The organism is Microvirga tunisiensis (assembly GCF_009296175.1).
Classification (GTDB): Bacteria; Pseudomonadota; Alphaproteobacteria; order Rhizobiales; family Beijerinckiaceae; genus Microvirga; species Microvirga tunisiensis.
Genome location: NZ_VOSK01000158.1, coordinates 1 through 15,151, shown reverse-complemented (window position 1 = coordinate 15,151; position 15,151 = coordinate 1). Strand labels below are relative to the sequence as shown.

General features: G+C 66.4%; 9 protein-coding genes and 1 pseudogene. 6 read left to right on the top strand and 4 right to left on the bottom strand.

The features are described 5' to 3' along the window. Positions 1-124 precede the first annotated feature (124 nt). Positions 125-355 (bottom strand): DUF1674 domain-containing protein, encoded by a 231-nt coding sequence (locus FS320_RS26580; protein ID WP_152715024.1) that lies wholly within the window; start codon positions 353-355, stop codon positions 125-127. A 105-nt stretch (positions 356-460) separates the two neighbouring features. On the opposite strand from FS320_RS26580, the gene htpX reads away from it, so the two are divergent. The 5 genes from htpX (at position 461) to FS320_RS26555 (ending at position 6,798) form a co-directional block, all read left to right on the top strand. Further along, entirely contained in the window at positions 461-1,411 is a 951-nt protein-coding gene (htpX, locus tag FS320_RS26575; protein ID WP_152715022.1) for a zinc metalloprotease HtpX, read from the top strand. 4 nt (positions 1,412-1,415) lie between these two features. Beyond that, positions 1,416-2,729 carry an RsmB/NOP family class I SAM-dependent RNA methyltransferase gene (locus FS320_RS26570; protein WP_338105502.1) on the top strand — a complete coding sequence of 438 codons (1,314 nt, stop codon included), beginning with the start codon at positions 1,416-1,418 and terminating at the stop codon, positions 2,727-2,729. Between the two features lie 95 nt (positions 2,730-2,824). Next, on the top strand, positions 2,825-4,591 hold the full coding sequence (locus FS320_RS26565; protein ID WP_162003250.1) for a heparinase II/III domain-containing protein: 1,767 nt from the start codon (positions 2,825-2,827) through the stop codon (positions 4,589-4,591). A 92-nt stretch (positions 4,592-4,683) separates the two neighbouring features. Next, the gene (gene purH, locus FS320_RS26560) at positions 4,684-6,276 is read left to right on the top strand and encodes a bifunctional phosphoribosylaminoimidazolecarboxamide formyltransferase/IMP cyclohydrolase (protein WP_152715020.1); all 1,593 of its coding nucleotides are present in this window, start codon (positions 4,684-4,686) and stop codon (positions 6,274-6,276) included. Positions 6,277-6,477: 201 nt separating this feature from the next. Beyond that, positions 6,478-6,798, top strand: a complete 321-nt coding sequence (locus tag FS320_RS26555) for a heavy metal-binding domain-containing protein (RefSeq protein WP_152715018.1) — start codon at positions 6,478-6,480, stop codon at positions 6,796-6,798. Between the two features lie 151 nt (positions 6,799-6,949). On the opposite strand, the gene FS320_RS26550 is transcribed toward FS320_RS26555, so the two are convergent. The 3 genes from FS320_RS26550 to FS320_RS26540 form a co-directional block, all read right to left on the bottom strand. Continuing rightward, positions 6,950-8,329, bottom strand: a complete 1,380-nt coding sequence (locus tag FS320_RS26550; protein ID WP_338105501.1) for an MFS transporter — start codon at positions 8,327-8,329, stop codon at positions 6,950-6,952. Positions 8,330-8,572: 243 nt separating this feature from the next. Continuing rightward, positions 8,573-13,396 (bottom strand): NAD-glutamate dehydrogenase, encoded by a 4,824-nt coding sequence (locus FS320_RS26545; protein ID WP_152715014.1) that lies wholly within the window; start codon positions 13,394-13,396, stop codon positions 8,573-8,575. A 117-nt stretch (positions 13,397-13,513) separates the two neighbouring features. Beyond that, positions 13,514-13,855 carry a winged helix-turn-helix transcriptional regulator gene (locus FS320_RS26540; RefSeq protein WP_152715012.1) on the bottom strand — a complete coding sequence of 114 codons (342 nt, stop codon included), beginning with the start codon at positions 13,853-13,855 and terminating at the stop codon, positions 13,514-13,516. Positions 13,856-13,950: 95 nt separating this feature from the next. Here FS320_RS26540 and FS320_RS26535 point away from each other — a divergent pair. Then, positions 13,951-14,968 (top strand): annotated as a pseudogene (locus tag FS320_RS26535) (zinc-binding alcohol dehydrogenase family protein). Positions 14,969-15,151: the final 183 nt, after the last annotated feature.

Below are 15,151 nucleotides of genomic sequence, written 5' to 3'. Positions count from 1 at the left end.
CCATGGACCATGTTTTTTAACGGGGTCATGAGCCACCAATAAGCTAACGGCCGCTCCCCTCCGGCAACAGACTACCAGCAAGCTGTTTCTGACCCCACAGGCGGACCCGATCCGCGACGGTTTTTTAGAAATCGCTCGCCAGGCCCTTCACTTCCCAATCCTCGTAGCGGACGGGCTCGAGGCCTCCGCGGCCCTGGAACTCCTTCTGCTGGGCGAGTTCGGCCGCGCGGGCATCGATCTCGAGCCGGCGCTGGGCGGCCTCCGCGAGTGCCCTCTGGGCCGCGGGAGACAGGGGCTTGCCGGGGGCTGCGCCCTCGATAAGGCGATCCGGAGGGGTGTTGTCGTTCGTACTCATGAGGTGCCTTATGCCAGAGTCCCGCTCCTCTTGGGAGGGAGCTGGACCATTCCCACATAGGGGTTCAACGGATGGATTTTCGTTGACCACGAGGTGGAGACCCCGATGAACACCGTCAAGACCGGAATGCTGCTGGCGGGCCTGATGGCCCTGTTCGGCGTCGTTGGTTATTTCCTGGGCGGCGGCACCGGGATGATGATCGCACTGGGCTTCGGCCTCGCGACGAATCTCTTCGCCTATTGGAACTCGGACCGGCTGGCGCTCGCCGCCCATCATGCGCTCGAGGTGGACGAACGCACGGCGCCCGAGCTGGTCCATATGGTGCGCGATCTTGCAGGGCGTGCCGGCCTTCCCATGCCGCGGGTCTACCTCATCGACAATCCGCAGCCCAATGCGTTTGCCACCGGGCGCAACCCGGAGAACGCGGCGGTCGCCGCCACCACGGGCCTCCTGCACATGCTGTCCCATGACGAGGTGGCGGGCGTGATGGCGCACGAGCTCGCCCATATCAAGAACCGCGACACCCTCATCATGACCGTGAGTGCGACCATCGCCGGCGCCATCGCGACGCTGGCCCAGTTCGGCTTCCTCTTCGGCGGCCGGGGCGAGAACCGGCCGAACCCGATTGTGATGATCGGCACGGCGCTGCTGGCACCCCTGGCCGCCATGATCATCCAGATGGCGATCAGCCGTTCGCGGGAATACGACGCCGACCGGATGGGGGCACAGATCTCCGGCCAGCCGCTGGCGCTCGCCTCGGCGCTCGACCGCATCGCGGGCGGCGTGGCGCATATTCCCAACCCCGATGCGGAGCGCCGTCCCGCGACCGCCTCGCTCTTCATCATCAACCCGCTCTCGGGTCAGGGCGTGGACAACCTGTTCTCGACCCACCCCGCGACGGAAAACCGGATTGCGGCCCTGCACGCTTTGGCGCAGGAGATGGGCGCGTCGGCGAAGCCACCCGGCTTCGTCGCACAGAGTTCATCGAGTCCGTGGGGTTCCCCCGGGGGCTCAATCGGAGGCTCGACCGGCACTCGCCGCGGGCCCTGGGGATAAAATTTTGAATCAATCGGACGAACAGGCAGGCCTCGGGCCCCGCCGCCTTGCCTGGATGGCGGTGGCGGAGACCATGAAGCGGCGCGTGCCGCTCGACGACGTGATGGAGGAATTGGCCCGGGCGGAAAACCTCTCCGGCCGCGACGAAGCGCTCGCCCGCGCCATCGCCATCGTGACCTTCCGGCGCCTCGGCACCCTCGGACGGGCGTTGAACGAGCGGCTCAACAAGCCGCCGAAGGACGAGCGCCTGATGCATCTGCTCGCCACCGGCGCGGCGCAGATCCTGTTCCTCGACGTGCCCGACCACGCCGTCGTCGACAGCGCGGTGCAGCTCGCCCAGAACGATCCCAAGCTCCATCACGCCGGCGGCTTCATCAACGCCGTCCTGCGCCGCGTCGCCCGCGAGCGCGAGGCCATTCTCGCCGAGACCGATCCCTGGCTCGACACGCCGACCTGGCTGGAGGAGCGCTGGATCGCGCAATACGGCGAGGCTCTTGCTACCAGGATCGCCGAAGCGCACCGGTCGCTCGCTTCCGTCGACCTGACGGTGAAGAGCGCCCCGGAAGCCTGGGCCGAGCGTCTCGGTGGCGTTCTCCTGCCCACCGGCAGCATCCGTCTGAAGGAGCGCACCGCGATCCGCGAGCTGCCCGGTTTCGAGGACGGCGAATGGTGGGTGCAGGATGCCGCCGCCGCCCTGCCCGCCCGCCTCCTGCAGGCACAGCCCGGCGAGCGCATCGCGGATCTCTGCGCCGCGCCCGGGGGCAAGACCGCGCAACTCGCAGCGGCCGGTGCCGAAGTGCTCGCCGTCGACCGCTCGGCGAAGCGCCTGCAGCGGCTCGAGGAGAACCTCGCCCGCCTCCACCTGAAGGCCGAGACCCGCGCCATCGATGCGGAAAAGCTCGATGTAAGCCCCTTCGACGCCATCCTGCTCGATGCCCCCTGCTCGGCCACCGGCACCATCCGGCGCCACCCCGACGTGGCCTGGACCAAGAGCGAGGAGGACATCCGCAAGCTCTCAGGACTGCAGAGTCGTCTGCTCGACAAGGCCGCGAGCCTGCTGAAAGCCGGCGGGCGGCTGGTCTACTGCACCTGCTCGCTGGAAGCCGAGGAAGGCGAACGGCAGGCGGAGAGTTTTCTTGCTCGCCATCCCGAATTCGCCCGCAAGCCCATCGCGGCCGACGAGATCGGCGGCTTTGCCGAGTGCATCACGCCGCAGGGCGATATTCGCACCCTGCCGAGTCACCTGGCGCTTTCGGAACATGACCGCAGCGGCCTCGACGGATTCTTTGTCGCACGGTTTGTGCACAAGGGTTCGTGATCATAGTGAATCCTCCCTTACCTGTTGTTAACCGGTCAGCAGGAACTCCTCACCTAAGTTGGCTGGGATTCAAGCGAACAAGGGGAGCGCCACGGGTGGAATTCGGGCCGGATCGCTGGCGTTTGTACAGGCTTGCCGCTCGCGAGGCAGGCCGCGCCATGCGCGAAAGCGCGGTCTGGAGCCTGTCCAGGCTCTCGAGCGCGCCGGCGCCGACGCGGCTGCTCTTCGCGCCCCAGGACCTGCGCACGGCCGATCCCACCATCGCCACCGACATCTATTCCGGCTTCTTCGCCTTTTCCGGCCGCGCCATCACCACCGGCGGGCGCTCGCCGTTCGCGTTCACGCCGCCGAGCCGCGCCTGGGGCGAGGCGCTCTACGGCTTCGGCTGGCTGCGTCATCTGCGGGCGGCCGGCACGGCGCTCGCCCAGGCCAACGCCCGTTCCCTGGTGGACGAGTTCGTCACCTCGAAGCTCGGCGACAAGCGCATCGCCTGCAGCCCGGAGATCACGGCGCGCCGGCTCATGTCCCTCATCAGCCAGTCGCCGTTGATCCTGGAAGGCGCGGATCACGCCTTCTACCAGCGTTTCCTGCGAATCATCGGCCAGCATGTGCGCAAGCTCGAGCGCCAGGTCAGCTCCGGCGCCCTGCCCTTCCAGCAGCTGATGGCCGCCATTGCGCTCTGCTATGCGGGCCTGTGCTGCGAAGGCCTCGACCGCAATTTGCGGCACGCGAGCCGCCTGCTCGCCCGCGAGCTCGAACGGCAGGTCCTGGCCGATGGCGGGCATGCGAGCCGCAATCCGCGGGTCATCGTCGATCTCCTGTTCGATCTTCTGCCCCTGCGCCAGATGTTCGCCAGCCGCGAGGTCGACACGCCCGACGCCCTGCTCCACGCCATCGACCGGATGCTGCCGATGGTGCGCCTGTTCCGGCACGGGGATGGCACCCTGTCCCATTTCAACGGCATGGGCGTGACCGCAGCCGATCATCTGGCGACGCTGCTCACCTATGACGACATGCGCAGCCAGCCGATCCACCACGCGCCGCATTCGGGCTATGAGCGGCTGGAGGCCGGGCGCACGCTGCTCGTCGCCGATGTGGGCGCTCCGCCGCCGCGACCCCTGTCCCAGGATGCCGGCGCCGGCTGTCTGTCCTTCGAGTTCTCGAGCGCCGCGCAGCGCATCGTGGTCAATTGCGGCACGCCCTACATCGCGGGCAATGCGATCATCCAGGCTTCGCGTTCGACGGTGGCGCATTCCACCGCCTCCATCGACGACATCTCCTCCTGCCAAATCGTCGACAAGAAGGGGAGCTGGCTGCAGCGCCGCATCTCCGCCTGGATCCTGCGCCGCGTCGGCCCCGTGGTCATCAGCGCCCCTGAGCACGTGACGGCGGAGCGCAGCGAACGCGAGCACGCGCAGCTGCTGAGCGCCAGCCACGACGGCTATAAAGCCCGCTTCGGGATCACTCACGAGCGGCGCTGGCAGCTTGCTCCCAAGGGCAATGTGCTGGAAGGCGAGGACAATTTTAGAATCGAGGGCAGCCAAAGCGGAAACTCTGGCACGGCGCAGGCCATCATCCGCTTCCATCTGGCGCCCGGCATCAAGGCGAGCCGGGCTCAGGGCGGCCGCGTGGTCATGCTGGTGCTGCCCAACCGGGAGGCCTGGCAGTTCTCGGCCGCCCCGGTCGAGGCGGAGCTCGAGGACAGCGTGTTTCTCGCCACCGCCGAGGGCATGCGGCGCACGGAACAGATCGTGCTGACGATCCGCCCGGGCGAGACCCAGACCGTGCGCTGGCGCTTCGAGCGCCTCGCCCGCACGTTCAGCTCCGAGCAGGCTGCGGAGCCCGGGCCAGAGCTGCTCTGAACAAGGTTCCAAATGGCGGCGACGCGGTTCCCATCCTCGGCCTACCGTGGTATCGCGCCCGCATCTTCCAACCCTTGAAGGGAGCGGCCGCCATGCCGAGCGACCTGAAGCGCGTGTCCCGCGCTCTGCTTTCCGTATCCGACAAGACGGGTCTCGTGGACTTCGCCCGCGCGCTCTCCGAGCGCGGCATCGAGCTGGTGTCCACCGGCGGCACGCACAAGGCCCTGAGCGAGGCAGGGCTGCCCGTGAAGGACGTGAGCGAGCTCACGGGCTTTCCGGAGATGATGGACGGGCGCGTGAAGACGCTGCATCCGTCCGTCCACGGCGGCCTGCTCGGCATCCGGGAGAACCCCGAGCATCAGGCGGCGATGCTCGCCCATGGTATTCAGCCCATCGACCTCCTGGTGGTGAACCTCTATCCGTTCGAGGCGACGGTGGCCGCCGGCAAGCCCTATGACGATTGCATCGAGAACATCGATATCGGCGGCCCCGCCATGATCCGCGCCGCGGCCAAGAACCATGGCGACGTGGCCGTGGTGGTGGACGGCGGCGATTATGCGGCCGTTCTCGACGACCTCTCCGCCTACGACGGCTCGGTCACGCTGACCCTGCGCCGGCGCCTGGCCCAGAAGGCCTATGCCCGCACGGCGGCCTACGACGCGGCGATCTCCAACTGGTTCGCCGCCGAGCTCGGCGAAGAGACGCCACCCTTCCGCGCGCTCGGCGGCGCTATCGCGGAGGTCATGCGCTACGGCGAGAACCCGCACCAGAGCGCCGCCTTCTACCGCACGCCTGAGAGCCGCCCGGGCGTCGCCACCGCGCGCCAGGTGCAGGGCAAGCAGCTCTCCTACAACAACATCAACGACACCGATGCGGCCTACGAGGCCGTGGCGGAGTTCGTCCCGGAGCGCTCCGCCGCCATCGTGATCGTCAAGCATGCCAATCCCTGCGGCGTCGCGGAAGGCACCACCTTGCGCGAGGCCTACGAGAAGGCCCTGCGCTGCGATCCGTTCTCGGCCTTCGGCGGCATCGTGGCCATGAACCGGCCGCTCGACGCGGAGGCCGCCAAGGCCATCACCGAGATCTTCACGGAGGTGATCATCGCGCCCGATGCGACCGAGGAGGCCATCGCCATCGTGGCGGCCAAGAAGAACCTGCGCCTGCTGCTCGCGGGCGGCCTGCCCGATCCGCGCCAGGAGGGCCTGACCTTGCGCACGGTCTCGGGCGGCTTCCTGGCGCAGAACCGGGACAATGCCGTGGTCGACGCCATGGACCTGAAGGTGGTGACGAAGCGCGCACCCACCGACCGGGAGCTGGAGGATCTGCGCTTCGCCTTCCGCGTCGCCAAGCACGTGAAGTCGAACGCCATCGTCTATGCCAGGGATCTCGCGACCGTGGGTATCGGCGCCGGCCAGATGAGCCGCGTCGATTCCTCCCGCATCGCAGCCTGGAAGGCCGCCGAGGCCGCGAAGGCCGCGAACCTGCCCGAGACCCTCGCCAAAGGCTCGGTGGTGGCCTCCGACGCCTTCTTCCCTTTCGCGGACGGCCTGCTCGCCGCGGCGGAGGCCGGCGCCACCGCCGTGATCCAGCCCGGCGGCTCCATGCGCGACGACGAGGTCATCAAGGCGGCCGACGAAGCCGGCCTCGCCATGGTGTTCACGGGCCACCGCCACTTCCGCCACTGAGGATGGCGCTGTCCGGTGCGGTTCATCCTCCGTCATCACCGGCGTTGTGCCGGTGATCCCGACTGAGTGAAGCGCCGCGCCTCACCGCATCGGGATGGCCGGGACACTGTGTGGAGCTCTCATCGAGACGCCCGCTTCCCATCATGATGATGACATTTCTCCCCTTCATTCCCATCTGAAGCGGAGCAGAAGGAGACGTGCATGATCATCACCACCACGCCGAGCATCGAAGGCCGCCGCGTCGCCTCCTATCGCGGCATCGTTTCGGGCGAGGCGATTCTCGGCGCTAACGTGTTCCGCGATTTCTTCGCCTCCATCCGCGACGTGGTCGGCGGACGCGCGGGATCCTACGAGCGCGTTCTGCGCGATGGACGCGACACCGCCCTGCAGGAGATGATCGAGGAGGCCCAGCGCCTCGGCGCCCACGCGATCGTTGGCGTTCACCTCGATTACGGTGCGCTCGGCAAGAACGAGGGCATGATGATGGTGTCGGTCAGCGGCACGGCGGTGACGCTGGAGTGATCCCCGCCGTGTCATCCCCGCGAAAGCGGGGATCCATGACCGCTGACGCTTCAAGGAATGACGCTGCGATAATGCCTCCGCCTTTTCCGTGAACGTCGTGTTTATGGATCCCGGGCTCCGCTGCGCGGCCCCGGGATAATGGTGGGGCGTTTCACACCCGCTTCACACCGCTCAACAGCCAGAATCCAACGAGCAGGAACAGGATCAGCACCGCCGGTCCTGCCGCCTGCGTCTGGAAGATTGCCGTCGCAACGGCGACCGCGAGCGGCGCCAGGAAGGATGTGACTTTTCCTGAGAGCGCCAGCAGGCCGAAATAGCGCCCGGCCTCGTGCGCTGGAACCAGCCGCGCGAGCAGGCTGCGCGAGGAGGCCTGCAGCGGTCCCGCCACGGAGCCGATGACGAGGCCGAGCAGCACGAACGCCTTTTCCGGCGCGGAGCCGTAGAGGCCATCGTCGGGAGCGGACGGGGCCGTCGGAATCACGAAAAGAATGTGATCGCGCCCGAGCGAGAGAACGCCGATGCAGACGAGCGCGAGAATGGCGATCGATCCGAGGATCACCGGCTTTGCGCCGATGCGATCGTCGAGCCGTCCGCCGATCAATGCGCCGAGCGTGCCGGTGATGGTGAGCAGGATGCCGAAGATGCCGAGCTCAATGGCCTGCCAGCCGAACACGCCTGCCCCGTAGATGCCGCCGAAGGCGAACAACGCCACCAGCGCATCCTGATAGACCATGTTGGCAAGGAGAAAGCGGCCGATGCTCTCGTGCCGCCGCGCATCGTCGATGGTGCTCCGCACCTGCTCGAGCCCTTTTCGCGCGGCCTCCTTCAGGCCCATCCCCGAGCGCGGGACATCGGGGGTGAAGAGGAAGAGCGGCAGCACGAAGACGAGGAACCACAGGGCCGAGAACGGTCCCGTGATGCGGTCGCCCTCGCGCGTCGCCGGATCGAGTCCGAACAGCGGGTTCAGGCCGAAGACCGTCTTCATCGTCACCGGATCGGCGGCAAGAAAGCCGAGCACGATCACGAGCGACACGAGACCGCCCAGATATCCCATCGCCCAGCCGGTGCCCGAGAGGCGGCCATAGCGCTCCGGTGGCACGAGGTGCGGGATCATGGCGTTGTTGAACACCGCCGCGACTTCCACCGCCACCGTGCCGAAGGCGAAGCCCACCAGGGCAACCGCGATGGCATGGGGCTGTCCCGGCGCCGCGTACCACAGGGCGAAGGAGGCGATGAACAGCACGAGACCGCACGCTGCGATCCAGGGCTTTTTCGGCCCGGTCGCGTCGGCGATGGAGCCGAGGACCGGCGACAGGATGGCGAGCACGAGCCCCCCGGCCGCCGTCGCATAGCCCCACAGGCTCTGTCCGCTCACGGGATCGGGCGCGAGGGCGGAGGCGAAATAGGGCGCGAAGACGAAGGTGGTGACCAGGGTGAAGAAGGGCTGGCAGGCCCAGTCGAACAGGAGCCAGCCCAGAATGGCGGGGCGCGAGGCTTTGCGCGAGGGAGCGAGGGGATTGATGTCTCTCACCGGGCTTTGCTTTCCACGCTGTTGCTGAATTGTCGTCAACGCTTGCCTTCTCTCGTCATCATCGGCCTTGTGCCGGTGATCCCGCTTGGAAAGCGTGGCGCTTCACAGGATCGGGATGGCCGGGACTGATCCCCGGATCAAGTCCGGGGACGGCCATGGCGGAACGATCTTACTCAGCTTTGCACGCGGCCACTTCCCCCGCATTCAACTCCACCTCACAAGGGAGGAGGAGAGTTTGCGGGCTCAACTCATGCGCGCGAGATCGCCGAGCAGGCTCGCCGCGACGGTGATCTTCGACAGCGTCAGGCCTGACGAGACGATGCCGTCGACCGCGCTTCTGATGCGGTTGACGTCGGCGCCGCGCTTCTCGCCCCAGGCCCGCACTGCCTCGATGCCGGACAGATCCTGCGACGACACTTCCGCCGTCAGACCGCGATGCGCATAGGCGATGCTGTCGACGGCCCGATCGAGCGCCAGTCGGTCGAAATAGTCGCTGACGTTGATCTGCTGTGCCGCACTGATGAGAGCGCCGAGCCGGAACGAGGCCTCGAGGGCGAAATGGGTGCGGGCGATGTCGCTGACCGGCTTGCCGGTCTTCTGCGCCGTCTGCACGATGTCGGGAGCCGCCACGAGATCGGGCAGCGATGCGATGCGGCGCGCCAGATCCTCCGGCGTGCCCTCATCCGCCAAGGCCTTGGCGCGTGCATCCCAGGCTCCTTGCGCCTCGGGCGACAGCGTCTCGGTGAGGCTGCGCTCCACCTCGGCGATTCCGGCCCGGTAGGTCCCGATGATCTCGTCGAGGGAGTGGTTGACGAAATCCACGTTGCGGATGAACCAGACGATCCGGTTCATCAGGAGATCCTGCAGCTCGCCATAAAGATGCAGCTGCATCTTGCCCGGAACGACGCCGTCGAGAGCATCGATGGCGACATTCATCTCGGTGAGGCCGAACGAGTCGCGGGTGGCCGCATAGGCTGCCGCGATGGTGGGCGCGTCCGCACCGGTCTGGTCGACGAGGCGGGCCACCATGGTCGGGCCGCCCCGGTTGATGATCGCGTTGGCGAGCTGCGTCGCGATGATCTCGCGGCGCAGGCGATGGGTTGCGATCGCATCCGGGAAGCGCTCGCGCATCTCGGCCGGGAAATAGCGTTCCAGCTCCTTGCCGAGATACGGATCGTCCGGCACCGGGCTTTCCAGCAGCTCGTCGTGCAGGGAGAGCTTGGCATAGGCCAGAAGCACCGCGATTTCCGGCCGCGTCAGAGCCTCGCCGCGACGTCCGCGCTCGGCCAGCGTGCTGTCGTCCGGCAGATACTCCACGGCGCGATTGAGGCGTCCCTGCGCCTCCAGCATGTGCATGAGCCGGCGGGCGAAGCCGAGATCGGCGACACCGAGCTGCTCGGAGAGCGAGATGGCCAGGGTCTGCAGGTAGTTGTTGCGCAACACGAGAGCGGCGACATCGTCGGTCATATCCGCCAGAAGTTCGTTGCGCTGCTCCTGTGTCAGGCGTCCGTCGCGCTCCGGCGTGGTCAGCGCGATCTTGATGTTCACCTCCACGTCGGAGGTGTTGACGCCTGCCGAATTGTCGATGGCATCCGTGTTGAGGTGAACGCCGCTCTGCGCCGCCTCGATGCGCCCGCGCTGGGTCACGCCCAGATTGGCGCCCTCACCAATCACCTTGGCGCGCACCTCCGGACCGGTGATGCGGATGGCATCGTTGGCGCGATCGCCCACCTGCTCATCCGTCTCGGCGGATGAGCGGATATAGGTGCCGATGCCGCCGAACCAGAGCAGATCGACACGGGCTTTCAGGATCGCGTTCATCACTTCGGCAGGCGTTGCGTGCGGCTTGTCGATGTCGAGCAGCGCGCGCATTTCGTCCGAGAGCGGAATCGATTTCGCATTGCGCGGGAACACGCCGCCGCCGCTTGAGATCAGCCCCTTATCGTAGTCCTGCCAGCTGGAACGGGGCAGATTGAAGAGCCGTTCGCGTTCCTTGAAGGAGCTTTCAGGATCCAGTTTCGGATCGATGAAGATGTCGCGGTGGTCGAAGGCGGCCACGAGCTTCAACGCCCGCGACAGCAGCATGCCGTTGCCGAACACGTCACCCGACATGTCGCCGACGCCCGCCACCGTCACCGGCGTGGTCTGGATGTCGATGTCCATCTCGCGGAAGTGGCGCTTCACCGCCTCCCAGCCGCCGCGGGCGGTGATGCCCATCTTCTTGTGGTCGTAGCCCTGGCTGCCGCCGGACGCGAAGGCATCGCCGAGCCAATGGCCTTTCTCGATGGAGAGCGCATTGGCGATGTCGGAGAAGGTGGCCGTTCCCTTGTCGGCCGCGACGACGAGATAGGGGTCGTCGCCGTCGTGGCGCACGGTATCCGCCGGCGGAACCATGCTGTCGCCGACGATGTTGTCGGTGAGCTGCAGGAGCGTGCGCACGAAGATGCGGTAGCTCTCGGTGCCCTCCGCCAGCCAGGCCTGCCGGTCGCTTGCCGGCGGCAGGTGCTTGGGCACAAAGCCGCCCTTGGCGCCCACCGGCACGATGACCGCGTTCTTGACCTGCTGCGCCTTGACCAATCCGAGGACTTCCGTTCGGAAATCCTGCGGACGATCGGACCAGCGCAGGCCGCCGCGCGCCACCTTGCCGAAGCGCAGATGCACGCCCTCGACGCGGGGCGAATAGACGAAGATCTCGTAGAGAGGCTTCGGCAGCGCCAGCCCTTCCACCTTCGCGCATTCGAACTTGAACGCGATGGTCTGGCGCGGCAGGCCGTTGTCCTCGAGCTGGAAGAAGTTGGCGCGGATGGCGGCTTCGATCAGGTTGACGAAGCGGCGAAGAATCCGGTCGTCGTCGAGGCTCGTGACTTCTTTGAGCTGCTCCTCAATCCGCTCGCGGATCGCAGCCTCCGCAGCAGCCCGTCCCTCGTCCTTGCGCGGGTCGAAACGCGCATAGAAGAGCTTGACGAGATCGGCCGCGATCGCGCCGTGGCGGGCGAGCGTTTCGGCGAGATAATCCTGCGCGTAGGTGACCTGGATCTGGCGGAGGTAACGGCCGAGCGCCCGCACCATGGCGACATCGCGCCAGCCGAGACCCGCTTCGAGCACGAGGCGGTTGAAGCCGTCCGATTCCGCGAGGCCCCGGAAGAGTGCGAGCAGTGCCGCCTCGATCAGAGCCTGGATCTCGTCGATCTTGATCGTACCGCCGGAAGCGCGCTCCAGGGTCATGTCATGGAGCCATACCCGGTCCGCCGCGCTGAAGGCGACCCGGTAGGTCCGCTCATTGACGACGCGGAAGCCGAGATTTTCCAGAAGCGGCACGCGCTCCGACAGCGGCAGCGCCACATTGAGCGAGAACACCTTCAGGTTCACGCGGGTTTCGTCGTCGCCTTCGCGGCGATAGAGATCGACGGCGCGGGGACGTGCCTCCGAGAGTTGCTCCAGAAGAGCGATGTCGGCAAGGACCTGCTCCGCCCCGAAGGCCTCGCGGTAGGCCGCACTGAAGGCGTCGGCATAGCGGGACGCCAGGGCGCGCGCACGGGCGCCGCCGACGGTGGCGTCGAGCGCGTCGCGCAACGCATCGCTCCAGGTGCGGACGATGGCGGCAATTCCCTTCTCCAGGGTCTCGCGCGGCACATCCGGGGTCTCGCCCTCGTCGCGACCGATGATGTAATGGGTGCGCGCGAGCGGCCCTTCCGGATAATCGGGATAGGATGCGGAGACGCGGCCCTCGTAGATGCCGGCCAGGAACTGGCCGATGCGCTGGCGTGCCTGGGTGTCGTAACGGTCCTTGGGCACGAAGACGAGCACCGAGACGAAACGGTCGAACTCGTCGGTGCGGGCGAGCGCCCTCACCCGCGGACGCTCCGACAGGTTCATGATCTCGATGGCGAAGTGGTAGAGCGTGTCCTCGTCGATCTGGAACAGCTCGTCGCGCGGATAACTTTCGAGCACGTTGAGGAGCGCGCGGCCGGCATAACTCGCCGGATCGAAGCCCGCACGGGCGAGGACCTTCGCCACCTTGAGGCGCAGATAGGGCACTTCGCCGGTGGTGTTGGTGTAGGCGCTTGCCGTGAACAGGCCGACGATGCGCAACTCGCCCCGCAGATGTCCGCTGTCGTCGAACAGCTTGACGCCGATATAGTCGAGATGGGCGCGGCGGTGGACGCGCGATTTCACGTTCGCCTTGGTGATGATGAGCGCCTGCGGACGCGCCAGGAAGGCGCGGATTTCCGGCGTCATCCCCACCAGTTCGCGGCCGCGACGCAGCACGCGCACGGAGGGATCGCGCAGCAGGCCGAGACCCGAGCCCTCGACGGGATCGGCAGCAGTGTCGCCGGAGGGCAGTCGGTATTCGCGAAGGCCCAGGAACGTGAAGTTGTCCCGCGACATCCAGTCGAGGAAGGCGACCGCCTCCTTCACCTCGTCCTCCGGCAGCGGCGGGGGATTGAGGCGGTAATTGTGGACGATCTCGGCGATCTGGGCACGCATGCCCGGCCAGTCGTGCACCGCAACGGAGACGTCCCTGTGAACGAGGCGCATGGTCTCGATCAGGCTGGTCCGGGTCTCGGGATCGTCAAGGCGGGGCAGGTGGATATGGATGAAGCTTTCGCGCTTCACGCCGAGCCGCAGGGCGGCGGTGGCCTCGCCGACGAGGCGCACGAGAGCGCCGTTCGAACCCCGCTCCACCGCCAGGATGGGATGGGCGACGAGCAACGGCTCATAACCCTGGTCCACGACCTCCGCGAGGGTCGAATCGAGCAGGAAGGGCATGTTGTCGTTGACGATCTCGAGCACCATCACGTCCTGGCGCCGGCCGTCGCGCTCGATCTCGAAATCGAAGAGGCGGATATCCGCGCCGTCGGCGGTACGGGAAGCCTTGAGATGCTCGAAGGCTTCCGCAGCGAGATCCGCCAGCGTCTGCGGCGAATAGGGCGCCAGATCCTCGGGCGGGACACGCCCGTACAGATCGCGCACGAAGGTTGGCGGAATGGCCTTATGACCTTTTTCCAGCACGGCGACGGCTTCCGCCGTCAATTCGCTTCCGCTGGTCGGTGTATCCAGCTTCATGCGCGCATCCTCTTATGTATTTGGCTGCGGGAGCGTTGCCACAGTGCGGCAGGTTGCGCAACAAAAGCATAAGGTTCTAAACAAAGTTAGGTAAAGTTGCTGCATTGCACAGGCACTTTACGCTGCCTTGGCCTCCAAAGACGACAGATTTTCGTCGCCCCAGTCCTTCATCGCCATCAGAACAGGCTCCAGAGAGCGGCCGCGGACCGAGAGCGTATATTCGACCCGAGGCGGCACCTGGGCATAAACGGTCCGTACGACGAGGCCGTCGGCCTCGAGCTCGCGCAGCTGGTGGGTGAGCATGCGTTGCGTGATGGACGGGATGAGCCGGCGCAATTCGTTGAAACGCAAGGTTCCGCGCAGGAGCTTGTAGAGAACGATGATCTTCCACTTGCCGTCGATCAGGCTCATCGTCCGCTCGACGGAGCATCCTTGAACCCTCGGCGCTTTCTGCGGCATCACGGTATCCTTTTTGACACTATGGGCTGTTTTTGTGCGTTCTTGCGCGATCATACACTATGCCCAACTATGTCCCCGTCAACAGGAGACATGCCATGCGCGCCGTCGGTTACCAGCAATCCCTTCCCATCGATCAGGACGCCTCCCTGGTCGATGTCGACCTGCCCCGTCCCGAGCCGGGCCCGCGCGACCTGCTCGTCGAGATCAAGGCGGTGTCCCTCAACCCGGTCGACACGAAGGTCCGCATGCGGGCTCAACCGGAGCCGGGCGGCGTGAAGGTCCTGGGATTCGATGCGGCCGGGGTCGTCCGAGGGATGGGCAAGGATGTCTCCCTGTTCAAGGAAGGCGACGAGGTCTTCTATGCCGGCGCCATCACACGACAGGGCACCAACGCGGAATTTCATGTGGTCGACGAGCGGCTGGTGGGCGCAAAGCCGAAATCCATCGGCTTCGAGGAAGCGGCCGCCCTTCCGCTGACCACGCTGACCGCTTGGGAAACCCTGTTCGACCAGCTGGAGATCAAGCGTCCTGTGAAGGGCGCGGCCAACGCCATCCTGATCGTGGGCGGCGCCGGCGGTGTCGGGTCCATCGCGATCCAGCTCGCGCGCCAGCTCTCCGATCTGACGGTGATCGCCACAGCCTCGCGACCGGACACGCAGGCCTGGTGCCGGGAGCTCGGCGCCCATCACGTGATCGATCGCAGCAAGCCTCTCGCCGCGCAGGTGGAAGCGCTGGGGATCGGCGCGCCGGCCTTCATATTTTCGATCACTCATACGGAGGCGCATTTCGCCGAGATCGCGAAAACCCATTGCGCCGCAAGGCCGCTTCGCCCTGATCGACGATCCGAAGGCGCCGCTCGACATCAGCCTGCTGAAGGGCAAGAGCGTCTCGATTCATTGGGAATCCATGTTCACGCGCTCCACGTTCCAGACCGCCGACATGGAGCGGCAGCACGAGATCCTGAACGAGGCTTCCCGCCTCGTTGATGCAGGCACGATCAAGACGACGCTGGCCGAAGTCGTCGGGCCGATCGACGCCGCCCATCTCAAGCGCGCACATGCCTTCATCGAAAGCGGCCGCGCGCGGGGCAAGATCGTGCTGTCGGGATTTTAGATCGGTCGCACACGAACCTGATTGCGGTCCGCCGTTAAGAGAATGTTAACCGACAAAAAAAGATCTCATGGGCCAGTGACCGCCGGATTGGTGAGGTAAGGCGGTCACCTCACCCCGGAGGCCGCTCATGCTCTACTCGCCCTCAGCAGACGCTTCATTCTCGCACAGCACCCACACGATCTA